This is a genomic window from Streptomyces sp. NPDC029216 (assembly GCF_040648015.1).
GTDB lineage: Bacteria > Actinomycetota > Actinomycetes > Streptomycetales > Streptomycetaceae > Streptomyces.
Genome location: NZ_JBEZWL010000020.1, coordinates 44,710 through 66,642, shown reverse-complemented (window position 1 = coordinate 66,642; position 21,933 = coordinate 44,710). Strand labels below are relative to the sequence as shown.

22 protein-coding genes and 1 pseudogene are annotated in these 21,933 nt (G+C 71.8%); 10 read left to right on the top strand and 13 right to left on the bottom strand.

Annotated elements, in window-relative coordinates; all coding sequences use genetic code 11:
• Window positions 1–126 precede the first annotated feature (126 nt).
• The 4 genes from AB0F18_RS11080 to AB0F18_RS11065 all read left to right on the top strand — a co-directional run bounded on the left by AB0F18_RS11080 (window position 127) and on the right by AB0F18_RS11065 (window position 6,198).
• Window positions 127–1,677: a phospholipid carrier-dependent glycosyltransferase gene (locus AB0F18_RS11080; RefSeq protein WP_362057603.1), complete on the top strand. Its 1,551-nt coding sequence runs from the start codon at window positions 127–129 to the stop codon at window positions 1,675–1,677.
• A 6-nt stretch (window positions 1,678–1,683) separates the two neighbouring features.
• Window positions 1,684–2,883, top strand: a complete 1,200-nt coding sequence (locus tag AB0F18_RS11075) for a glycosyltransferase family 2 protein (protein WP_362057551.1) — start codon at window positions 1,684–1,686, stop codon at window positions 2,881–2,883.
• A gap of 22 nt (window positions 2,884–2,905) precedes the next feature.
• Window positions 2,906–5,329 (top strand): galactose oxidase early set domain-containing protein, encoded by a 2,424-nt coding sequence (locus AB0F18_RS11070; RefSeq protein ID WP_362057548.1) that lies wholly within the window; start codon window positions 2,906–2,908, stop codon window positions 5,327–5,329.
• 101 nt (window positions 5,330–5,430) lie between these two features.
• On the top strand, window positions 5,431–6,198 hold the full coding sequence (locus tag AB0F18_RS11065; protein WP_362057545.1) for a hypothetical protein: 768 nt from the start codon (window positions 5,431–5,433) through the stop codon (window positions 6,196–6,198).
• A gap of 17 nt (window positions 6,199–6,215) precedes the next feature.
• Here AB0F18_RS11065 and AB0F18_RS11060 read toward each other — a convergent pair whose 3' ends face one another.
• Window positions 6,216–6,902 carry a hemolysin III family protein gene (locus AB0F18_RS11060; RefSeq protein ID WP_362057542.1) on the bottom strand — a complete coding sequence of 229 codons (687 nt, stop codon included), beginning with the start codon at window positions 6,900–6,902 and terminating at the stop codon, window positions 6,216–6,218.
• A 220-nt stretch (window positions 6,903–7,122) separates the two neighbouring features.
• Between AB0F18_RS11060 and AB0F18_RS11055 the strand changes: the two genes are divergently transcribed.
• Window positions 7,123–8,967 (top strand): phosphoenolpyruvate carboxykinase (GTP), encoded by a 1,845-nt coding sequence (locus AB0F18_RS11055; RefSeq protein ID WP_362057539.1) that lies wholly within the window; start codon window positions 7,123–7,125, stop codon window positions 8,965–8,967.
• Window positions 8,968–9,144: 177 nt separating this feature from the next.
• Here the strand turns inward: AB0F18_RS11055 and AB0F18_RS11050 are convergent, their stop codons facing one another.
• The 4 genes from AB0F18_RS11050 to AB0F18_RS11035 are packed head-to-tail and all read right to left on the bottom strand — an operon-like array spanning window position 9,145 to window position 13,709.
• On the bottom strand, window positions 9,145–9,744 hold the full coding sequence (locus AB0F18_RS11050) for a hypothetical protein (protein ID WP_362057600.1): 600 nt from the start codon (window positions 9,742–9,744) through the stop codon (window positions 9,145–9,147).
• Between the two features lie 40 nt (window positions 9,745–9,784).
• Complete coding sequence (locus tag AB0F18_RS11045; RefSeq protein WP_362057536.1) at window positions 9,785–11,401, bottom strand: VWA domain-containing protein; 1,617 nt, start codon at window positions 11,399–11,401, stop codon at window positions 9,785–9,787.
• Window positions 11,402–11,418: 17 nt separating this feature from the next.
• Entirely contained in the window at window positions 11,419–12,612 is a 1,194-nt protein-coding gene (locus tag AB0F18_RS11040) for a toxic anion resistance protein (protein WP_362057533.1), read from the bottom strand.
• 11 nt (window positions 12,613–12,623) lie between these two features.
• Window positions 12,624–13,709 carry a substrate-binding domain-containing protein gene (locus AB0F18_RS11035; RefSeq protein WP_362057530.1) on the bottom strand — a complete coding sequence of 362 codons (1,086 nt, stop codon included), beginning with the start codon at window positions 13,707–13,709 and terminating at the stop codon, window positions 12,624–12,626.
• A 139-nt stretch (window positions 13,710–13,848) separates the two neighbouring features.
• On the opposite strand from AB0F18_RS11035, the gene AB0F18_RS11030 reads away from it, so the two are divergent.
• Window positions 13,849–14,253 carry a hypothetical protein gene (locus AB0F18_RS11030; RefSeq protein ID WP_362057527.1) on the top strand — a complete coding sequence of 135 codons (405 nt, stop codon included), beginning with the start codon at window positions 13,849–13,851 and terminating at the stop codon, window positions 14,251–14,253.
• Window positions 14,254–14,496: 243 nt separating this feature from the next.
• On the top strand, window positions 14,497–15,144 hold the full coding sequence (locus AB0F18_RS11025; RefSeq protein WP_362057524.1) for a hypothetical protein: 648 nt from the start codon (window positions 14,497–14,499) through the stop codon (window positions 15,142–15,144).
• A gap of 19 nt (window positions 15,145–15,163) precedes the next feature.
• Here the strand turns inward: AB0F18_RS11025 and AB0F18_RS11020 are convergent.
• The 3 genes and pseudogenes from AB0F18_RS11020 to AB0F18_RS11010 all read right to left on the bottom strand — a co-directional run.
• Window positions 15,164–15,433: pseudogene (locus tag AB0F18_RS11020) on the bottom strand (carboxymuconolactone decarboxylase family protein); the annotation flags it as partial.
• A 59-nt stretch (window positions 15,434–15,492) separates the two neighbouring features.
• The gene (locus tag AB0F18_RS11015) at window positions 15,493–15,861 is read right to left on the bottom strand and encodes an Mth938-like domain-containing protein (RefSeq protein ID WP_362057521.1); all 369 of its coding nucleotides are present in this window, start codon (window positions 15,859–15,861) and stop codon (window positions 15,493–15,495) included.
• Between the two features lie 123 nt (window positions 15,862–15,984).
• Window positions 15,985–16,254 (bottom strand): MarR family winged helix-turn-helix transcriptional regulator, encoded by a 270-nt coding sequence (locus AB0F18_RS11010; protein WP_362057518.1) that lies wholly within the window; start codon window positions 16,252–16,254, stop codon window positions 15,985–15,987.
• On the opposite strand from AB0F18_RS11010, the gene AB0F18_RS11005 reads away from it, so the two are divergent.
• Complete coding sequence (locus tag AB0F18_RS11005) at window positions 16,208–16,483, top strand: hypothetical protein (RefSeq protein ID WP_362057597.1); 276 nt, start codon at window positions 16,208–16,210, stop codon at window positions 16,481–16,483. The genes AB0F18_RS11010 and AB0F18_RS11005 overlap by 47 nt on opposite strands.
• A 242-nt stretch (window positions 16,484–16,725) precedes the next feature.
• Here the strand turns inward: AB0F18_RS11005 and AB0F18_RS11000 are convergent, their stop codons facing one another.
• Together AB0F18_RS11000 and AB0F18_RS10995 are read right to left on the bottom strand one after the other, a co-directional pair.
• Window positions 16,726–17,127, bottom strand: a complete 402-nt coding sequence (locus tag AB0F18_RS11000) for a hypothetical protein (protein WP_362057515.1) — start codon at window positions 17,125–17,127, stop codon at window positions 16,726–16,728.
• Window positions 17,128–17,226: 99 nt separating this feature from the next.
• The gene (locus tag AB0F18_RS10995) at window positions 17,227–18,438 is read right to left on the bottom strand and encodes a pyridoxal phosphate-dependent aminotransferase (protein ID WP_362057513.1); all 1,212 of its coding nucleotides are present in this window, start codon (window positions 18,436–18,438) and stop codon (window positions 17,227–17,229) included.
• A 340-nt stretch (window positions 18,439–18,778) separates the two neighbouring features.
• On the opposite strand from AB0F18_RS10995, the gene AB0F18_RS10990 reads away from it, so the two are divergent.
• Both AB0F18_RS10990 and AB0F18_RS10985 read left to right on the top strand, forming a co-directional pair.
• Entirely contained in the window at window positions 18,779–19,336 is a 558-nt protein-coding gene (locus tag AB0F18_RS10990; protein WP_362057511.1) for a hypothetical protein, read from the top strand.
• A 75-nt stretch (window positions 19,337–19,411) separates the two neighbouring features.
• On the top strand, window positions 19,412–19,972 hold the full coding sequence (locus AB0F18_RS10985) for a GNAT family N-acetyltransferase (RefSeq protein WP_362057508.1): 561 nt from the start codon (window positions 19,412–19,414) through the stop codon (window positions 19,970–19,972).
• On the opposite strand, the gene AB0F18_RS10980 is transcribed toward AB0F18_RS10985, so the two are convergent.
• The 3 genes from AB0F18_RS10980 to AB0F18_RS10970 all read right to left on the bottom strand — a co-directional run bounded on the left by AB0F18_RS10980 (window position 19,959) and on the right by AB0F18_RS10970 (window position 21,898).
• Window positions 19,959–20,411, bottom strand: a complete 453-nt coding sequence (locus tag AB0F18_RS10980; protein ID WP_362057505.1) for a nitroreductase family deazaflavin-dependent oxidoreductase — start codon at window positions 20,409–20,411, stop codon at window positions 19,959–19,961. The genes AB0F18_RS10985 and AB0F18_RS10980 overlap by 14 nt on opposite strands.
• A gap of 198 nt (window positions 20,412–20,609) precedes the next feature.
• The gene (locus AB0F18_RS10975; protein WP_362057502.1) at window positions 20,610–20,795 is read right to left on the bottom strand and encodes a hypothetical protein; all 186 of its coding nucleotides are present in this window, start codon (window positions 20,793–20,795) and stop codon (window positions 20,610–20,612) included.
• Window positions 20,796–20,887: 92 nt separating this feature from the next.
• The gene (locus AB0F18_RS10970; RefSeq protein WP_362057499.1) at window positions 20,888–21,898 is read right to left on the bottom strand and encodes a YdcF family protein; all 1,011 of its coding nucleotides are present in this window, start codon (window positions 21,896–21,898) and stop codon (window positions 20,888–20,890) included.
• Window positions 21,899–21,933 lie beyond the last annotated feature (35 nt).

The following is a 21,933-nucleotide window of genomic DNA, read 5'->3' as shown; positions in this document are numbered from 1 at the left end:
GCACTGCCCGCAGCGGCGGGCACCGCGCAGCTCCCCGTCCGCCGCCTGCCCGGCGAGGCCCCCGGCAGCACCGGCACCGGCACCGCCGGCGGTCCCGGCGCGCGCCCGCCCGCCCCGGTCCGCCCGCTGGTCCGCTTCCGCTCCTCGCGCCCCGACCTGATCCTGTGCGGGGTCCTGCTCCTGGTGATCGTCCTCGTCCAGGGCTGGAACATCACGAACTTCCCGACCCTGAGCGACGACGAGGGCACCTACCTCGCCCAGGCGTGGGCGGTCCAGCAGGGCGACGGCCTCGCGCACTACACGTACTGGTACGACCACCCGCCGCTCGGCTGGATACAGGTCGCCGCCCTGACCTGGCTGCCGTCCCTCCTCGTGCCCGACTGGATGACGGTCGCGCCGATGCGCTTCTCGATGCTGGCCGTCTCCGCCGCGAGCTCCGTACTGATCTACGTGCTGGCGCGCCGGCTGTGGCTGCCGCGCTGGGCGGCCGGGCTGGCGATGGGGCTGTTCGGGCTGTCGCCGCTCTCCGTGGTCCTCCAGCGGGAGATCTTCCTCGACAACCTCGCCGTGATGTGGATGCTGCTGGCCTTCTGCCTCGCCGCGTCCCCCAGCCGGCACCTGTGGCACCACTTCGGCTCGGGCCTGGCGGCCGCCACCGCCGTCCTGACCAAGGAGACGATGCTGGTGGTGCTCCCGGCGCTGCTGGTGACGATGTGGCGCCACAGTCACCGCGACACCCGCAAGTTCGCCGTCACCGGAGCCATCACCGCCTGCGCCCTGATCGGGCTCTCGTACCCGCTGTACGCCCTGCTCAACGACGAACTGCTGCCCGGCGCCGGGCACGTCTCCCTCATCGACGGCATCACCTACCAGATGAGCCGCCCCGGCTCCGGCTTCATCCTCGACCCCGGCTCCGGCTCCCACGGGGTCTTCGAGTCCTGGCTGTACTACGACACCGTCCTGCCATTGGGCGGGCTGGCCGGCGCCGTCCTGCTGCTGGTCACCCGTCGCTGGTCGGTGACCGCTCGCGCCCTCGCGGGTCCGGCCCTGGCCGCCGTGATCCTCGCGGTGGTGGCGATGCGGCCCTCGGGCTACCTCCCCGCCATGTACGTGATCCAGGCCCTGCCCTTCCTCGCCCTGGTCCTCGCCGCCGCCGCGGCCAGCGTCACCCACGCCGTCCTGCGCCGGCGCAGCAGCCCCGGGGAGCGGCGGGCCCTGGTGTACGCGCGCCGGACCCTGGTCGGCGTCCTCGCGGTGGCGGCGGCCGCGTACGTGCTGCCCCGCTGGTACGAGGGCAACCGCACCGCCCTCACGGCCGACGCCAACGCCCCCTACCGGCAGGCCGCGGCCTGGCTGGGCCGCGAGGTGCCCGACCCGGCGAAGACCCGCGTCCTCGTCGACGACGCGCTCTGGCTCGATGCTGTTCACCACGGCTTTGCACCCGGACCGGGCGCCATCTGGTTCTACAAGGCGGACCTCGACCCGGCCGTCACCAAGACCCTGCCGCGCGGCTGGCGGGACATCGACTACATAGTCTCCTCGCCCACCGTGCGTCGCGACGCGGTGGACCTGCCCACGGTGAAGGCTGCTCTGGAGCATTCGACCGCGGTCGCCGTCTTCGGTACGGGCGAGGACCGTATCGAGATCCGCCGCACCGACCGCGAGAGTGGGAGCTGAACCACCATGAGCGAGGACCTGTGGCCCCCGCACGCCCTGGACGATCCGGAAGTCGACACTCCGCCGGTGTCCTCCACCTCGGGCGGCGTCACCCTGATCATCCCCACCTTCAACGAGTCCGCCAACGTGGCGGAGCTGCTCAGGCAGCTCTGCGCCTGCCTGCCCGCGACCCCGCCCTGCGAGGTGCTGTTCGTCGACGACTCCACCGACGACACCCCGGCCGCGATCGAGAAGGCCGCCGCCGACTGCCCCTTCCCCGTCGACGTGCTGCACCGCGACAGCCCCTCCGGGGGCCTGGGCGGGGCCGTCGTCGAGGGGATCGCCCGGGCCGGCTCCGACTGGATCGTCGTCATGGACGCCGACCTGCAGCACCCCCCGCAGCTGGTCCCCACACTGGTCGGCGAGGGCGACCGCACCGGGGCCGACCTCGTCGTCGCCTCCCGCTACCTCCCCGGCGGCAGCCGGGCCGGGCTCGCCGGCGGCTACCGCGTCGCCGTCTCCCGAGGCGCGACCTGGCTGGCCAAGGGGCTCTTCCCGCGCGCCCTGCGCGGGATCAGCGACCCGATGAGCGGCTTCTTCGCCATGCGCCGCCGCGCCGTCACCGCCGACGCGCTCCGACCCCTCGGCTACAAGATCCTGCTGGAGCTGGCCGTCCGCTGCCGGCCGCAGAAGACCGCCGAGGTCCCCTTCGTCTTCCAGGACCGCTTCGCGGGGGAGTCCAAGTCCACCGCCCGCGAGGGCCTGCGCTTCCTGACGCACCTGGCCGCCCTGCGCTCGGCGAGCCCGCTCGCCCGGATGATCGGCTTCGGCCTGATCGGCCTCTCCGGCTTCGTCCCCAACCTCCTCGCGCTCTGGCTGCTCACCCACGCCGGGATGCATTACCTCGCCGCCGAGGTCGTGGCCAACCAGGCCGGGGTGCTGTGGAACTTCCTCCTCATCGAGACCCTCCTCTTCCGCGACCGCCGCCGGCACCGCCACTGGGCCGACCGCGTCGGACGCTTCGCCCTCCTCGCCAACGCCGACCTGCTGCTGCGCATCCCGCTGATCGCGCTGTTCGTCGGCCGGTTCGGCCTGGAGGTCCTGCCCGCGACGGCCCTGGCGCTGGTCACCACCTTCGTCCTGCGCTTCGCCGCCACCGAGGCCCTCGTCTACCTGCCGCGCGGGCCACGCGCGGCGGCCCGTACCCGTACCACGACCAGGAGTTGAGCCGCACCGAAAGGACCACCGCATGCGAAGGACGATCCGACGGAGGGCAGGGCGCAGGGCCGCGCTGGCCGCCGTCGGGGCGATGACCACCGGCCTGCTGCTCACCGCCCCACAGCAGGCCACGGCCGGACCGCCCAACCTGCTCACCAATCCCGGCTTCGAGACCGCCGGCGCGCCCGGCTCCGACATGCCGTCCTGCTGGTCCAAATCCGGCTGGGGCGACAACGACTTCACCTTCGCCACCGTCGAAGACGCCCACAGCGGCACCAAGGCCATGAAGGTCATGCTCACCCGCCGCGTCGACGGCGACCGCAAGGCCCTGGTCACCGAGAACACCACCTGCGCCCCCACCGTCGTACCCGGAAGGCAGTACGACCTGTCCGCCTGGTACAAGTCGAACACCCCGGACGTGGCGGTGACCGTCTTCCGCCACGACACCGCCGCCGGCTGGCAGTACTGGACCGACCTGCAGAACCCGCCGGTCAGCGCCGCCTGGTCGCGCACCCAGGTCCGTACGCCCGCCGTCCCGCCCAACACCGACAAGATCGCCTGGGGGCTGTCCGTCTATGGGGTGGGCACCCTCACCAGCGACGACTACGCGCTGGAGGAGGTCGGCGCCGTCCCGGCGCAGCCCACCTGCACGGGCACCGCCGAGGAGTGCGCCAAGGGCAAGTGGGAGGTGATGGGCACCCAGAACCCGGTGCGCTCGATGCACGCCGTGGTCCTGAAGAACGGCAAGGTGCTGCTGATCGCCGGATCCGGCAACGACATCTCCCAGTTCAACGCCGGGACCTTCACCTCCGCCGTCTACGACCCGGTCGCCGGGACGGTCAAGACGATCCCGACGCCGGTGGACATGTTCTGCTCCGGGCACGTGCAGCTGGCCGACGGCCGGGTGCTGGTGATGAGCGGCAACAAGGGCTACCCCTCCGCCGACGGCAAGATCGGCTACCAGGGGCTGAAGGACAGTTACGTCTTCGACCCGGCCACCGAGACCTACACCAGGACGAACGACATGAACGGCGGCCACTGGTACCCGTCCGCCACCCTCCTCGGCAACGGCGACGTGATCTCCTTCGGCGGGCTGAAGGAGGACTCCACCGGCAACGTCACCGCGGAGAAGTTCTCGGCGGCGCAGAACAAGTGGCTGCCGATGAACGAGGTCAACCAGACCTGGTCGTACTGGGGCCTGTACCCGTCGATGATCCTCATGCAGGACGGCCGGCTCTTCTACTCCGGCAGCCACACCTTCGGCAACGGCACCGCCGGCTCCGGCTCCTCGGTCTACGACTACGGCGCCAACACCGTCACCGACGTGCCCGGACTGCGCAAGAAGGACGAGCGCGACGAGTCGGCGAGCGTCCTGCTGCCCCCGGCCCAGGACCAGCGGGTCCTGACCGTCGGCGGCGGCAACAACGAGACCAACCCGGCGGCGAACCGGCTCACCGACATCATCGACCTGAAGAAGCCCAGCCCCGCCTACACCGCGGGCCCCGACCTGCCCCAGGGCCTCGTCGACACCGGAGCGGGCAAGCGCCCGCAGACCGGGGCCGAGGGCAAGATGTACGTCTCCGCCGTCCTGCTGCCCGACGGCAAGGTGCTGGAGACCGGCGGCGGGCTGCACGACCGGGCCGACCCGGTCTTCGAGGCCTCGTTCTTCGACCCGGCGAGCAACACCTACCAGGCGGGCCTGGCCACCGACCCGATCCCGCGCACGTACCACTCGGGCGCCTTCCTGCTGCCCGACGGCCGGGTCATGTCGGTCGGCGACAACCCCGGCAACGGCACGTACAACCACGCCGTGTCGGTCTACACCCCGCCGTACCTGTTCAAGGGGGCGCGCCCGCAGCTCACTTCCGTGATCGACACGGAGTGGGTGTACGGGGACACCCAGCGGATCACGGTCAACCGGCCCATCGCCAAGGCGGAGCTCATCCGCCCGGCGGCGGTCACCCACTCCTCCGACCCCAACCAGCGGTTCGTCGACCTGCCGATGACCGTGGTCAACAACACCACCATCGACCTCAACGTCACCAGCAATCCCAACCTGGCGCCGCCCGGCTGGTACATGCTCTTCGGGGTCGACGCGGCCGGCATCCCGTCCGTCGCCACCTGGATCCACCTGGGCGGGGCCCCCTCGCTCACGGCGGCCGCCGCACAGCAGCAGCCCGCCCCGCACGAGCACGCGTTCGCCAACGAGCTGGCCGCGCCGAAGGAGAACCCGCCGCAGCGGAACTCCGCCCCGGTCGCGCCCGCCGTGGCCGGCTGCGACCGGCACTACGGCACGGTCAACGTGTGCGTCCCGACGGCCTTCCCGGCCGAGGTGAAGAAGACCACGCAGGCCCGCTGCGACTGGCTGGCGGCGCACCGGTTCCCGCAGCGGATGAAGGTCAACGGCAGCGACCCGCTGCGCCTCGACCCGGACGGGGACGGCCGCACCTGCTGACCGCGTTCGGCTCCCGGGGCCCCGCCGCACACCGCGGCGGGGCCCCCGGCCGTATGCGCGGCCGGAATGCGGGGTCCGGCCCGCCGTGCGATAACAGCACCATGAGGCAGTTCCCGGCGGCCGAGGCCGCAGAACTCAAGATCAGCTTCGTCGGGGCGGAGGCCGGGGCGGCGTTCGACGCCCTCGGCCTGGGCGGCCAGGAGGGGCGCGAGCGGGCCGTCCACTTCTGGGACCGGCCGGCCCGGGGGGCCGGCGGCGCGGTGCTGCTGCCCCTGCTGGAGCGGGGGCTGATCCTGCGCCTGCGGCGGGACCGGGGCGGCGGGCCGGAGGCGAAGCGGAAGGCGGACCTCACCGTGAAGCTGCGCCCGTGTCCCGAGCTCCCGGAGGAATGGCAGCGGGAGCGGGAGGAGAAGCACTGGGAGTTCAGGGTCGAGGAGGACCGGGCCGGTCCGGCGTTCACCCCCGTCCTGTCGGCCTCGCTGGAGGCCGAGCGGGACTTCGAGGAGGCCCTCGAAGCGGAACGCGGCCCCCTCGGCGAGCTGCTGGGCCACCCGCAGCGGGAGCTGCTGGAGGCGGCCCGCGCGGACGGCGAGGACCCGGGCGGGCTCATCGCGCTGGGCCCGGTGCACGCCGTGAAGTGGAAGCAGGACTGGGACGGGCTGCCCGGATCCGTGGCGTTCGAGGAGTGGACCACCGACGGCGGGCTGCGGTTCCTGGAGGTGTCGGTCCGTGCGGACCTCGCAGAGGCGGCCGCGGCCCAGGACCTGCTCGCGGCCGGCCTCAAGGAGCGGGGCCTGGTCCCGCCGCCGACGGGCGAGACCAAGACCCGGGCCGTGCTGACCGCCCTCGCCCGGGCCCGGCTGGGCTGACGGCGGCGCCGCCCGGCTCAGTGCGAGTAGGCGGCCAGCGAGATGCCGACGTAGTGGGCGACGAAGGCCGCCAGCGTCAGCGAGTGGAAGACCTCGTGGAAGCCGAAGACGCGGGGGGACGGGTTCGGGCGCTTGATCCCGTAGATGACCCCGCCCGCGCTGTAGAGGAGGCCGCCGACGACCACCAGCACCAGGACGGCGATGCCGCCGGTGCGCATGAAGTCGGGCAGGAAGAAGACGGCGGCCCAGCCCATCGCTATGTAGCAGGGGGTGTAGAGCCAGCGCGGGGCGCCGACCCAGAAGACGCGGAAGGCGATGCCGGCGGCGGCCGCGAGCCACACCGCCCACAGCAGGATCCGCCCGGTGGAGTCCGGCAACAGCAGGACCGTGAGCGGGGTGTAGGTGCCCGCGATGATCAGGAAGATGTTGGCGTGGTCGAGGCGCCGCAGGACGGCCTCGCCGCGCGGGCCCCAGGTACCGCGGTGGTAGACCGCGCTGACACCGAAGAGCAGGCAGGCGGTGAGGATGTACACCCCGCACGCGACCCGCGCCCGCGTCGAGTCGGTGAAGGCCATCAGCACCAGGCCCGCGACCACCACGGCCGGGAACATTCCGGTGTGCAGCCAGCCGCGCATCAGCGGCTTGGCCTCCGGAGCTGCGCGTTCGGGTGGTGCGGCCGCCAGGGCAGCGGCGTCAGAAGTCATGGCCGTCATGCTACCTACGGGTCCGTAGGTTTCCGTTAGTCCTCTTTACGGAAGATTGACTGACGTGGCGATGCTCACGTGAGAGGCCCCCTGGACATATGCGCACACGCACCGGATGATCAGATGAGTGCGGTCGACACCGGATGAGCGGAGCGCGAAGCGTCCGGGTCGCGGCCCCCACGGGGCATACACCAAACAAACCCCTCAACAAGGAGCAATCGTGGCGCGCGACAACGCGGCTCCCACCCCTTCCCTCCCGACGACGCACCAGGAGCTGATCTCCTGGGTCGACGAGATCGCGGCGATCACCCAGCCCGACCGCGTCGTCTGGTGCGACGGCTCCGAAGCCGAGTACGAGCGCCTGTGCGAGGAGCTCGTCGCCAAGGGCACGTTCAAGAAGCTCGACGAGACCAAGCGCCCGAACTCGTACTACGCCGCCTCCGACCCGTCCGACGTCGCGCGCGTCGAGGACCGGACCTTCATCTGCTCCGAGAAGGAGGAGGACGCGGGCCCGACCAACCACTGGAAGGCTCCTTCCGAGATGAAGGCCCTTTTCACTGGTGAGGGGGGCTTCGCGGGGGAGAAGGGCATCTTCCGCGGCTCCATGAAGGGCCGCACGATGTACGTCGTGCCCTTCTGCATGGGCCCCCTCGGCTCCGAGCTCTCCGCGATCGGCGTCGAGATCACCGACTCCGCCTACGTCGCGGTCGCCATGCGCACCATGACCCGCATGGGCAAGGCCGTCCTCGACGAGCTCGGCACCGACGGCTTCTTCGTCAAGGCCGTCCACACCCTCGGCGCTCCGCTCGCCGAGGGCGAGGCCGACGTCCCGTGGCCGTGCAACACCACCAAGTACATCTCGCACTTCCCGGAGACCCGCGAGATCTGGTCCTTCGGCTCCGGCTACGGCGGCAACGCCCTGCTCGGCAAGAAGTGCTACGCGCTGCGCATCGCCTCCGTCATGGCCCGCGACGAGGGCTGGCTCGCCGAGCACATGCTGATCCTCAAGCTGACCCCGCCGCAGGGTGAGGCGAAGTACGTCGCGGCCGCCTTCCCCTCCGCCTGTGGCAAGACGAACCTCGCCATGCTGGAGCCGACCATCCCCGGCTGGACGGTCGAGACCATCGGCGACGACATCGCCTGGATGCGCTTCGGCGAGGACGGCCGCCTCTACGCGATCAACCCCGAGGCCGGCTTCTTCGGTGTCGCGCCCGGCACCGGCGAGCACACCAACGCCAACGCCATGAAGACGATGTACGCGAACACCGTCTTCACCAACGTCGCGCTCACCGACGACGGCGACGTGTGGTGGGAGGGCATGACCGAAGAGGCGCCGAAGCACCTCATCGACTGGAAGGGCAACGACTGGACCCCGGACAGCGACACCCCGGCGGCCCACCCCAACGCCCGCTTCGCCGTCCCGGCCTCGCAGTGCCCGACGATCGCCCCCGAGTGGGAGGACCCCAAGGGCGTCCCGATCTCCGCGATCCTCTTCGGCGGCCGCCGCGCCTCCGCCGTCCCGCTGGTCACCGAGTCCTTCGACTGGAACCACGGCGTCTTCATCGGCTCGAACATCGCCTCCGAGAAGACCGCCGCCGCCGAGGGCAAGGTCGGCGAGCTGCGCCGCGACCCGTTCGCGATGCTGCCGTTCTGCGGCTACAACATGGGCGACTACATGGCCCACTGGGTCAAGGTCGCGGCCGACAAGGACCAGACCAAGCTCCCGAAGATCTACTACGTGAACTGGTTCCGCAAGAACGACGCGGGCAAGTTCGTGTGGCCGGGCTTCGGCGAGAACAGCCGCGTCCTGAAGTGGATCGTCGGCCGCCTCGACGGCAACGCCGAAGGCGTCGAGACCCCGATCGGCATCCTGCCGACGAAGGCCGCCCTGGACCTGAACGGCCTCGACATCTCCGACGAGGACCTCGAATTCCTCCTCACCGTCGACAAGGACGTGTGGCGCGAGGAGGCCGCCCTGGTCCCCGAGCACCTCAACACCTACGGCGACCACACGCCGAAGGAGCTGTGGGAGCAGTACCACGCCCTGGTCGAGCGCCTGGGCTGAACCGACTTGCCCTGCGCCGCATTGCACGGCACTGCGCCGCAGGGCAGCTGAACGTGGGAGTCCCCGACCAAGGTTCTCCCACCGCTGTGGGAATCCCCGACCAAGGCTTTCCCATCGCAGCACACGCCTGACCGACGGGCGAGGGGTCACTGTCCCGGCCGCCGCCCGTCGCGGCTCTCAGGAGCGTCCGCGCTCTTCGAGATAGGTCGTGTGCGTCTGCTGACGGCGGGCCTCCCTGTCCTGGAGGCCCGCCGTCAGGCGTTCCGCCTCGTCGAACAGCACCGACAGCTGCCGCTCCAGGTGCCGCTCCGGCGACTCCCCGCCCGGCGTCAGCCGGGTCCACCAGCGGGTCCGGTTGTACGTGTCCACGCATTCCGGCACGTCCAGCCGGATCGCCCGCGACAGCGCGTGCACCGCGTCCGGCTCCGTGGCCAGGGCCTCCGTGCCCCAGCCCGGCTCCAGCAGCGCCGCGTACAGGTCGAGCAGCTCGCCCAGCTTGCCCTCGGCGGCCGGCGGGAGCTCCACCTCCGCCACGTAGTCCCGCAGCCGGCCCAGGTCCTCCCGTACGCCGTCCAACTGCTCGGCCGTGCCCGGGAACACCGGTACCGGAGCCCGCTCGGGCGGGGCGATCAGCGCCCCCGCCCCGTACAGGCCCGCGATCACCACCGGCCAGTACGTGCCCGCCACCCCGGCCACGGTCAGGGCCAGACCGGCGAGACCGCAGGCGCTGCCGGCCAGGTTCTTCTTCGACTCCAGATAGCCGAGCGCGCTCTTCAGGGCCGTGTGGGGCCTCTGGGGTCCATTGCCCTTACCGGGCCTACTGGTAGCCACGGATCTCCTCGAAGGCCCCGTCCAGCGAGCCGTTGCCGTTGGTGGCGTCGAAGAGCCGGCCGCCCGTCAGCTCGGTGATGTGGCTGAGCTCCTTGCGGTCCGAGTCCCCGAACAGCACCGCGAAGACCGGCGTGTGCTTCTGGCCCTCGGGCAGGCCGGCGTAGAAGGAGTCGAAGTCCTGCACCTTGTCCCCGCTCTGCCCGTCCGTCATCAGCACGATCGAGGTGAACGCGTCGGCGTTCCCCTTCCCCAGGTGCTGGTAGGCGGCCTTCAGACTGCCGTAGACGGCCGTCCCGCCCTCGGGGCGCAGGGACTTCACGTCCCCCCGGATCGCATCCAGGGCCGGGCCCGGGTTCCCGGGCTCCACGACGTGCGTCAGCACCTGCTTCACCCCGTCGCCGAACGGCAGGAGCGTCACCTCCTCACGGTCCCTGAACCGCTGCCCGGGACCCGAACTCCCCGTCCCGGTCAGGTCCGTCAGCGCCGTGCGCAGCCGTCCGATGCGGTTGTCGTCCGCCATCGAACCGGAGGTGTCGAGGACGTACACCGTGCGGGAGGGGCGGCGCAGCTCGTTCTCGTACGAGGCCAGCAGCCCGTCGGCGACGGACCGCGTACCGGGGAAGGGCAGCTCGCGCCGCTTCTCCGCGTCCAGCCCCGGGGCCGGGGCCACCCCGGCCGCGACGGGGCGGCGGAAGGTCTTCTCGGTGATGGCCCGCTGCGCCGCGTCGCCCCGCAGGTACTCCGTCAGGCGCCGGCCGGACTCCCGCGCCCCGGCGGGGGAGGAGGTCAGGAGGGTGAGGGGGTAGTGCGCGGTGACCACGCCGTCCTTGGGGCGGATCACGGTCAGGGGCGCCGTCGTCTTCGTGTCCCTGTTCATGGAGAGCAGGACGGACTCGTAGTTCACCAGGGCGTCGACGTCCCCGCGCTTGGCGTAGGCCGTCGCGAGCCAGCCGGAGGAACCGGAGGTCAGCTTCTGCCCGTTGAAGAAGCCCTTCAGACGGGGCTGGGCCTTCTTCACGTCCTCGTCGGTGAGGGCCGCCTGCGCTCCCGACAGGCCCGACGCGACGGAGACGAGCGCGGAGAAACCGGAGTTGGAGCGGACCGGGTCCGTCATCCCGTACGTCAGCCTCCCGGCGGCGACGGCCTCCTCGACCGCCGCCCAGGTCACCTCCTGCGGCTTCCACCCCAGCCGGGCCAAGGCCTCCGGCTTGACGCCGATGGCCACCGGGGAGGACATCACCGGGGTCTCGTTCGCCAGCTTGGCGGCCGCTTCGGGACGCAGGCGCAGGTAGTCGTTGGAGGAGAGCCAGATCGCGTCGTACGCCCCGTCCGCCTTGCCCGAGGACACCTGCTCGGCCGCGTCGAGCGTCCCCGACCAGGTGAAGTCGACGGAGACACCGGTGGCGGCCGAGGCGTCCTTCAGGACCGGCGCCATGTCGGCGAGCTCGCTGGAGGCCAGGACGCGCAGCCTGCCCTCCTTGTACGAGGCGGCCGGCTTCCGGGGGCCGGCGGACGTGCCGTCGTCCGGCTTCTCCTCCGTGCAGGCCGCCGCGCCCAGCAGGGTCGCGGTCAGGGCGACGGCCGCCGCGAGACGTCTGCGCATGCGCGCGGTGTGCCGCTTCATTCCTTGCCGCCTTCCAGGGCGCTCGGCGTACGGGTACGGGCCAGGTAGGCGGAGGCCGCCTGGAGTTCGCCCGTCAGGGACTCGACCGTCGCCGCCATGCTCTCGGTGGCCTGGGCCTTGAAGGAGTCGATCGTGTCCAGGGTCCGGTAGATCTGCGCGAAGGCCGTACGCAGCGTCTCCGCCCCGACCGCCGGGTCCGCGGCGATCCGCTGGATCTCCCCGCTCTGGGTGGCCAGCATCTCCGCGTTCCCCCGGATCAGGTCCTCCGTGGTGCCGCGCAGGGCGTTGACCTGCTCGATCACCGTGCGCTGGCTGTCCAGGGCCGAGGCCAGCATCACCGCGATGCGCAGCGCCGAGACCGTGGTGGTCGCGGCCCGGTCGACGCCCTTGATCAGCTCGTCGTTGTTGCGCCGGACCACGTCCATGGCCAGGTAGCCCTGGGCGCAGACGGCCAGCTGGGTCAGCAGGTCCTGGTGCTTCTGGCGGACGGGGAACAGCACGTCGGAGCGGAGGGCGTCGGCCTGCGCCGGGTCGGTGCGCTCCGCTTCGGTGATCCGCTGCTCGACGGCGGCGTCCAGGGCCTCGGTGAGGACCGCGTACTCCTGGAGCTTGCCCATGGTCTCCCACAGGCGGGTCCGCTCGGTGTGCAGGGCGGCGTTGTCGCGGCGCAGCTCGTCCTGGCCGCCGCGCAGCGCGCCGACGATCCGGTTGAGGGTGTCCTGGGAGGAGGCGTACTTGGCGACGTGGTCGCGGAACCGGTTGCCGCCGGGCAGCTTCGCCAGCAGCCTGCGGGCCCCCTTGGCGGGGGCGCCGGCCTGCGGGTCGAGGTCCTCGACGGTGCGGCGCAGCTCGACGAGGGAGCCGGCGACCCGGGCCTGGGCGTCGCCGCTCCCGTCGGAGCCCAGGGAACGTACCGCTCGTTCCAGCATCCGGTTGGACTGGTGGGCGGCGGTGCGCATGTCGGCGGAGCCGAGGGCGGTGATGTCGTCGATGCGGGTGGCGAACTCGGGGGAGCGCGCGTCGATCCCGGCGAGCCGGCCGACGTACTCCCCGGCCCGGCGGGACATCTCGTCGCGCACGTCGTCGGCGAGCGGGACGAGGCCGGAGGCCCGCTCCCGCGGGACGGCGGCGACGGGCTCGGGCGCGGTGAGGACGAGCGGGTCGTCGCCCTCGGGCGGTGTCAGTGTCATCTGGGGTCCCCCTATCCCTTCGTGCGGGCGGCCAGCGCCATCAGGACCTTGACGGTCGGAGCGCCCACCTGCCGGATGCCGGCCAGGTTGGGGTTGAGGTAGCCCGCGTAGGGCGCGGTGGCGGCCGTGAACTCGGCGACGCCCTCCTGGGGACGGAACCCGTGGCGGACGGCCAGCTCGCGGAGCTTCGGGTCGGTGGCGAGGAGCGTGCCGAGCTCCTTGGCCTTGTCGTTGAGGGGGACGAAGGTGTGCGGGGAGTTGACGGTGGTGTCCGGGTAGAGCACGACCATGCCGGCGACCTCGGCGTTCGTCTGCTTCTGCAGGAGGAGGGAGGCGACCTGGGACTCGTAGGCGAGGATGAGCGGCTCGCCGCTGCCGCTGATGAAGGCCCGGAAGGGGTCGTCGGTCGAGGGCTCCAGGGCGCCCTGGACCTGGATGAGCTTGCGCAGGAGGGGCGTGGTGCGGTCGATCCCGGCGTCGTCCGACACCACCGTGCTGCCGTTGGCCACGTTGGAGGTGGCGGCGACGAACAGGGCGCCGGAGTTGGAGGTCGCCGGGTCGGTGGTCTTGATGAACACCCGGCCCGACAGCTCAGGGAAGCCGGCGGAGCCGGAGAGCTGCTGCCAGTTCCGGTCCTCGCCCGCCGCCTTCAGGTACGGCTCCATGAGGAGGGTGCCGGAGTTCTTCCCGTTCGTCTTGGCCAGGCCGTTGTCCGCGAGGACCTTGGCGGCGTTGGCGCGGGCGATGACGACGAGGGGCGAGAAGAACGGCTTGGTGGTCTGCGCCCCCTTCACCCCGGCCGCGGCCTCGATCTCCTGGGCGGGCTCACTGCTGCTGGGGAAGGCGAAGTCGAACTCCTTGAGGTTCAGCTGGTCCATGGCCCAGGAACCGGAGGTCTCCGTCTTCACGCTGTAGCCCTTGGCTGCAAGGGCCTTGACGACGTCGGGATCGCGGAAGAACTCGGACTTCTCCGATCCGATGACGCCACGCACGGTCTTCGTTGCCGTGCCCTCTGTTCCGTTCCCCCCGAGGACGATGACGGCGATCACGCCGCCCATCAGGAGGACCGCCAGAGCGATTCCAAGGATGCGTCTCACAGGGGGGAGCCTGCTCACGGAAACCCACATTCCGCGCGGCGTTGGGTGAACGGCGGGTGTCCAGGCGGTCCCGCTTCGAAATGCTGTGTGAGTGGGTGGGTGCTGGCAAGCCGCCTACTGTGCCGGGAGGATCGGGGGCATGGCACTGAAATGGCAGGGGTGGGTGGTCGGCCTCGTGGTCCTGGCCGGCCTCCTGGTGTTCGCCCCGCTGGGCCTGTACGTCTGGGCGAGCAGCCCGGGCCGCCCGGCGTCCGCCGCCCCGCCGCCGGAGGTCCGGGTCACCGGCTGCCGCGTCGACCCGCAGAGCCGGCGGGTGCTGGCGGTGGTGGAGGCCCGGGGCGGCCAGGGCTCGTACGTGGTCACGGTCGAGTTCCGCGACCGCCGCCCCTCTGCCCCGGACGCCCGCACGTCCCAGTCCCTGGTCCGCCTCCCGGGCCTGACCCCGGGCACCCCGGCTGCCCGCACCGAGGCGTTGGGCCCGGTCTGGGCCCCGGCGACGGTGCCGTGGTGCGGGGTGGTGCGGGTGGCGGGGGAGCCGGGCTGACCGGGGTCCCGCCTGCCGGGCATCCGGCCCCCCTGCCCAGCCATCCGGCGCCGCGCCGCGCCCCAGACCGCCACGCGCTGCCCGGATTTCGGCGTCCGGCGGCCGCCCGGGGCTGGTGGCCGCAGCGGAGGGCGGTGCTGAGGCGGGACCATATTCGTGACGGCGCACGGTAATTGCTATCGTCGCGGGGATCGCCGGTCCGCTGCTCGACTGGCGGGCCGATCGGGGATTTCAGGGGGCAACGTGCAGCAGGATCCGTCGCAGCGGCCGGCCATGCCGCAGTACGCGCCGTACGCGCCGGTTCCGCCGGCCTCTCCGGGCGCTTCCAAGGCCAAGGTCTGGGGTGTCATCGCCGCTGTGGTGAGTGCCATCGCCGGTGTGGCGAGCGCCATCGCCGCTTTCACGAACAACTCGCACGCGCCGGCGGCAGTTCCGCCTGCCGCCGCGCCGAACGTCGTGGCTCAGCCTCCGGCCGGCGGGACCGCGTCCTCGGCCTCCGGGACCGGGGCCGCCGGAGCGGGCTCGGTCCGGTGGACGGGCAAGATCGTCCTCGGGCTGGAAGGCATCGACCTGTCGCAGGTGCCGCCGCGCAAGGGGTCCGAGCTGGGCACCCGGCCCGCGGCCGGGCGCAGCGGCTCCAGCTCGATGATGGTCATGGGCACCGCCGCCCTGTGGACCAACCCCGAGGCGCCCACCGCCCAGGGCTGCAGGGACCTGCTGGCGACCCAGTCGCGCAAGGAAGTCGTCGTGGCGGAGGGCGACAGCGTCTGCCTCGTCAACGAGAACTCCCCGATCGGCGTCCTGAAGGTCACCTCGACCTCCTACATGGAGGGTTCCTACGGCCTGATCGAAGGCGACCTGACCACCTGGAACCTCCGCGCGACACGGTGACCCCGGTCAGCCGCCGCCGTCAGTGCTGGCCGGGCTCGTAGCCGCCGGCGGGGGTCCGGACGATGACGTTGCCGCGGTTGAAGGCGTTGATGAGGGCGATCTGGGTCACCAGGGCGGCGAGCTGGTCCTCGTCGTAGTGCTTGGCGGCATTCGCCCAGACCTCGTCGCTGACGCCACCGGCCGCGTCGGCGATGCGGGTGGCCTCTTCGGTCAGCTCCAGGGCGGCGCGCTCGGCCTCGGTGAACACCGTGGCCTCCCGCCAGGCAACGACCAGGTTGAGGCGTACGGCTTAAGACAAGGCACCCCGGCGGTCTGTGACGTGCGCTGAATGTAACCTGCGTCTCGGGTTCAGCAGGTCGAGTGGAACAGACCGCCGACGGGCTCGCTCGCGGCTGCCAGCCGGTTGTACAGACCGACGGCGGCCCTCGTCTCCTCGACGTGCACGACGACGTCCGCTTCCTCGAGCATCCGCAGCGTCTCCGGCATCGTCTTCAGCCGCCGCTCCATGCCGCGGCTGAGAACGACGACCGTGCATCCGCGCTCAAGGAGCTCCCGCACGTCCGCGGGCTGGATCCCCGGCTCGTGCCGCGTGCCGTGCCGGTTCCAGTCCCAGGGGTTCCCACCTCCGGGATACAGCACGAAGTCCTTGCCTGCCGCGAGCCCTTCGACCTCCATAGCTCCCCAAGAGATATGAGTGATCAGCGGCGATCTGCCCATCAGGCACCTTCCGTGGTCGAGGGTCAGCCCCGTTCGGACGACTAGACGCCCCCGAGCCAGCTGGTCGCATCGAGGCGGAAGGCCGTCTCCGGGGGGACGACCTCGCGCAGCCCGCCCTCGATGCTACGCACGCGCTCCGCGCCGAGGGTGGCGACCCACTTCTCTGCGCAGCTCGTCGAAGATGGCAGCCGAGCGGTGCAGGGCGGCCCGGCCGTGCGGGGTGAGGTGGACGAGCTTGCGGCGCGCATCGTGGGCGTCGTCGATCCGTTCGGCGTAGCCGAGCGCCACCAGCCGGTCGACCGTCTTCGAGTCGACCACCCTCGACCCGCACTCCCGCGAAACCGTCATCCTGACCGTCGCCGCCCACAACCAGTGCGGTCTCTGCATCGACATGCACGAGACCAAGCTCGCCGGCCTCGGCCCGGCGCCGGACCCCGAACGCCTCGATGCCGTACGCCGGTTCACCCTCCAGGTCCTCGCAGCCTCGGGCGCCGTGAGTGATGAGGAGCTGGCGCTGTTCCAGGATCACGGCTACACCCGACGCAACGCACTGGAGGTCGTCCTCGGTATCGGCACGTACACGGTCTCGACCTTCGCCAACCGCATGAACCGCGCGGACTGAGCCCGTTTGCCGCCCCGGACGGCCGTCAGCCGCCGAGACGGGGGCAGCGCGTAGCGATCCGTCGCGCCTGGGTGCTCCGCAGAGCGGTCCGTTCGTCCTCCGGTGCGGGTATCAGTCACAGGTGGTCGGCGGACGCCCTGAAAAGAGGAGCGCGTAGCGATCTGACGCGGACGCCGGCCCCGATTGAGGCCGGAGGGTCATGGCGCCCGGTCCGGAGCCTCCGCGGCCCCGGACCGGGGCCGTCAGTGGGTGCCGGCCAGGTTGGCGGCGGCGGCGTGGGCGTCCATGCGCTGGGCGGCGAGGATGGCCACGGCGGTGTCGGCGCGGGAGGCGGCGACGAGGAGGGCGCGGGCGGCGAGGTCGTGGGCGCGGCGGTGCAGCGTGAGGGTGTCGGCGCCGTCGGACAGGGCCGGGTAGGCGACCCGTACCGGCTGGGAACCGCGCAGGCGGGTCACCTGCTCCGCGATGCGGGCGGCGCCGCCGTCCTCCAGGCCGAGCTCGTCGGTGACGGCGAGCAGGGCCGCGAGGTGGCCGGCGAGCTGGATGTCCAGGGCTTCGCCGCGGCTGCTCTGCGGGTACTGGGGTTCGCTGTGGCTGCCGTCCACGCCGTGGACGGCCGACTTGGGGCGGATCGGCTCGTACATGAGGAGGCCTCCTGCGGGGTCAGGAGACCATCCTACCTTGGATCCGTTCTAAAGTTGATCTGTATCCGGACTCTGGGACGAGCGGCTGCGCCCCCCCCGTCAGTGCTGCCCGTACCCGTCCAGGAAGCGTCCGATGCGGGTGACCGCGTCCGCGAGGTCCTTGGCGTTGGGCAGCGTCACGATCCGGAAGTGGTCCGGTTCGGGCCAGTTGAAGCCCGTGCCCTGCACGACCATGATCTTCTCGGCCCGCAGCAGGTCCAGGACCATCTGCCGGTCGTCCTTGATCTTGTAGACGGCCGGGTCCAGCTTCGGGAAGAGGTACAGGGCGCCCTTCGGCTTCACGCACGTGACGCCCGGGATCTGCGTGAGCAGGTCGTACGCCGTGTCGCGCTGCTCCAGCAGCCGCCCGCCCGGGAGCACCAGGTCCACGATCGACTGCCGTCCGCCGAGCGCGGTGGCCACCGCGTGCTGCGAGGGCATGTTCGCGCACAGGCGCATGTTCGCGAGGATCGTCAGGCCCTCGATGTACGAGGCGGCGTGCTTCTTGGGCCCGCAGACCGCCATCCAGCCGGCCCGGTAGCCGGCGACGCGGTAGTTCTTGGACAGGCCGTTGAAGGTGAGGGTCAGCAGGTCGGGCGCGATGGTGGCGGTGTTCGTGTGCGTGGCGCCGTCGTAGAGGATCCGGTCGTAGATCTCGTCGGAGCAGACGATCAGGTTGTGGCGGCGCGCGATGTCCGTGAGGCCCCGCAGCATCTCGTCGTCGTAGACGGCGCCGGTCGGGTTGTTCGGGTTGATGATCACGAGCGCCTTGGTGCGGTCGGTGATCTTGCGCTCGATGTCCGCCAGGTCGGGCATCCAGTCGGACTGCTCGTCGCACCGGTAGTGCACGGCGGTCCCGCCCGCCAGGCTGACGGACGCCGTCCACAGCGGGTAGTCCGGGGCCGGGACCAGCACCTCGTCGCCGTCGTCGAGCAGCGCCTGCATCGACATCTGGATCAGCTCGGAGACGCCGTTGCCCAGGTAGATGTCCTCGACGCCGAGGTCGATGCCCTTGGTCTGGTAGTGCTGCATGACCGCACGCCTGGCCGACAGCAGGCCCTTCGCGTCCCCGTACCCGTGGGCGTTGCCCAGGTTGCGGAGCATGTCCTCAAGGATCTCCGGCGGGCAGTCGAAGCCGAAGGCCGCGGGGTTGCCGGTGTTGAGCTTGAGGATGCGATGACCTGCCGCTTCGAGCCGCATCGCCTCTTCGAGGACGGGTCCGCGGATCTCGTAGCAGACATTGGCGAGTTTCGTTGACTGGATCACCTGCATGACGGGAGCTTACGGGCCTCATTGTTTGTCCGCTTGGGCATTCCGGCCGAACATCAAGGAGTGAAATGTCCCGTTTCGAGTGATGGACGGGTCGTGCGCCCGTCCACCCTTTGAAACGGCGGCCGGCCGGCCGCCCGGGCCTGCGGATCGGGTGGGGGAGAGGGGGCGGCGGTCCTTCCAGTGTTGCACTCGTCACCCCGGCGGGCGCTGCCCGCCCGGCCTCGTGGGTCCCGTCCCGTGGACCCGGATTGACGGACGGGCTTCTTTAGGTGAGCCTTACCTTGCTTTGACGCGGCGGACGGTGCCGCGTCGCCCCTGTTCGCCCCGGAGCCCGCCCCCCATGTCCACGCCAGCCGCCAGACTCTCCCCCCGCCCCGTCCGCCTGTACGACTCCTGGTGGACCGTGTCGGCGGGTGCGCTGTGCGCCCTGGTGGTCCTGGCGGCGGGACTGTGGTGCTCCCTCCACATGCAGGCGGACGCGGCCATGCGCTCCGCGGCGCTCTTCGCGCACCTGGCCTCGCTGGTCCTCGGCTTCGGCGCGGTGCTGTCCGCCGACTACTACGGCCTCCTGTGGGCCACCGGCCGCTGCACCCTGGAGGAGGTCGTCGGCGCGACGGCCCGGCTGCACGTGCCGATCTGGGCCGGCCTCGGCGGCCTCGTGGTCAGCGGGCTGATGCTGCACCCCGACCTCCACTCCCCGCTGACCCTCACCAAGCTCGGCCTCGTCGCCGTCCTCACGGTCAACGGCCTCCAGGCGGGCCTGCTGGGCCGCCGCCTCGCCTCCGCCGCCGGCGAGCCCGGCCGCGGGCTCCTGCTCTGGGGCGGCGCGACCGCCCTGGTCTCCCAGGCCTGCTGGTGGGGCGCGGTCGTCATCGGCTTCCTCAACACCAACCGCTGACCCCGCCCGCCGCGAGGTGACATCCCGGGCCCCGGCGCGGACCCCCCGCGAGGCCGCCGTGGCAGCATCGGCGCCATGCGCTACCGATACGCCACCGAGGCCGACGCGCCCGCCCTGGCCCGGCTGTTCGCCGCCAACCACCACGACGCCCTGACCGAGGAGCAGCGCGCCGCGCAGGGCTTCGTCCAGGGCACCTTCGACGCCGCCACCCTGCGGGACATGGCCGCGGCCGGCGAACTGCTGGTGGCCGACGACGGGCAGGGCCGGACCGCCGGACTCCTCGCGCTGTCGGTCGCCGCGGACATGGCCCACCCGCCGGCGGCGGTGACCGGCCTGCTGCGGGCCCAGGCGGAGCTCGCCTGGCAGGGGCGCCCGCTGAGCGAGGTGCCGTGGCTGCTGTACGGGCCGGTGGTGGTGGACGCGGCCTTCCGGGGCCACGGGGTGGCCCGGGGCCTGTTCGCGAGGGCCGTCGAGGCGGCGGCGGGGCGCGCGCAGGCGCTGGTGGCCTTCATCGAGGAGGGCAACGCCCCGTCCTGGCGGGTGCACGTGGACGCCTTCGGCATGGTCCCGCTCGGCGAGTACACCGTGTCCGGCCGCACCTACCACGCGGTCGCCGCCCCGGTCAGCCCTCGATGATCACCAGCGGGAGCTCCCGGGGCCGGGCCGTGGCCCGGTAGTCGTCGAACAGCGGCCACAGCGCCGTCATCGCCTCCCAGTACGTCTCCCGCTCCTGTGGGCTCGCCGTCCGCGCCCAGGCCGCGAAGGCCACCGGGCCCACCTGCACGCGGACCTCCGGGTGCGCGACGAGGTTCCCGTACCAGGCGGGGTGGAGCGGCCCGCCCGTACCGGCGGCCACCACCAGCAGCCGGCCCTCGTCCCGCCCGTAGATCAGCGGGGTGCGCACCGCCCGGCCCGAGGCCCGGTCGAGGGTGGTCAGCAGCAGGGTGGGGACCCCGTGCCACAGGTGCCCGTCCGTGCCGCCGCTCGACACGTACGTCCGTACGTGCTCCAGCCGCGGCCCCGGGCGGGGATCCGCGGGGTGCTCCCAGTCGACGGCGACGGCGACGCTGTTCATCTGACCTCCGTAGGGCGTCCCCCCTACGGCTAACGAGCCTTCATCGATTCTGGATGCGGCAGTCCGGCCCCGCATGTCGGGCCGGGTCCCTTCCCGTGCTGAAACGTGCCTCTCCGCTCCGCAGAGGGGCACGGACAGGCCACGGCCCGGGGGGCGACCCCGGGCCGTGGCCCACAGCAGCGCGCGTCCGGCCGACGGCTACGGCAGATAGCGCTCGATGACCGACAGACCCTTCTCCTCGATCAGCTTCCGCGCCTTCTCGACCCGCTCCGGAGTCGGGTCGTGGCCGGTCGCCATCACCAGGTCCTCGGGGTCGTACGGCCGCTCACCGCCGGTGAAGAGCCGGTCCGACCGGGTGGGCTGCTCGCTGGCTTCACTTTCCATCGGATACCTCCTACGGTGCCCCAGGCCCCCATCTTCCGGCCCCTTCCCCAAGAACGCACCTCGAACGCACACCGGGGCCCGGCCCGGCCGCCTCAGGCGGCCGCGAGCGTCACCGCCGCGCCGATCGCGATCAGCACCCCGCAGATCGACAGGTTCACCCTCCGGTGCTCCCAGAACACCGCGACGAACTCGCGCAGGGTGGCGCTCGGCCAGAAGTAGCGCGCCGTCGGCGAGCCCACGACCTGCCCGTTCACCCCCGCCTTGCGGGCCATCATCGCCGCCCGGAAGGCGTGGAAGTTGTTGGTGACCACCACGCACCGGTAGCCCGGGTCGTCCGCCAGCATGATCTCCTTCGAGAACAGCATGTTCTCCTCGGTGGTCCGCGACCGGTCCTCCAGCGTGACGTGCTCCGCCGGAACCCCCTCGGCGATCAGCCAGTCCGCCATCGCCCGCGCCTCCGCGACCCGCTCGTCCGACCCCTTGCCGCCCGAGGCCAGCAGCACCGGCGGGCGCGAACCCCGGGCCACCTGGGCCGCGTAGATCTCCTGCCCCTTGCGCAGCCGCGAGGCCAGCAGCGGCGGCACCCGGTCCCCGCCGATCAGCCCGGAGCCCAGCATCACCACGTGGTCGACGTCCCCGCGCACCTTGATCCGGCCGTAGAGGAAGGCGTAGCCGAGGAAGCACAGGAAGACGAACGAGACGTAGGCGACGACCACGGTGAGGGTCGCCGCCAGGCCGGTCAGGAGGGTGGAGTGGAACATCGGGACGGCGATCAGCAGCGCGATCATCCCGAAGATCCCGAGCCCCGCGAACATCGACAGCAGGTTGGCCGGCCGGCGGCCCTCCTTGCGGATCATCGTCACGCCGTTGGCTATCAGGAAGCCGCCGATCGCCATCGTGCCGAGCGCCGGCGCGGCGAAGGCGAGCGCGACGATCGTCAGGGCCGCCCACGGCGGGAGCGCCGTCACCTGGAAGAGCAGGGCGGCCGACAAGGTGACGAAGGTCAGCCCGAACAGCACCGCGTTGCGGAAGCGCCGGCGGTCCTTGAACACGCTGACGCACAGGGCGAGGAAGAAGAGGGCGGGGAGGACGAAGGCGGCCATGCCGTTCATCGTATGGGCCGGTCACGGGAGGCCCG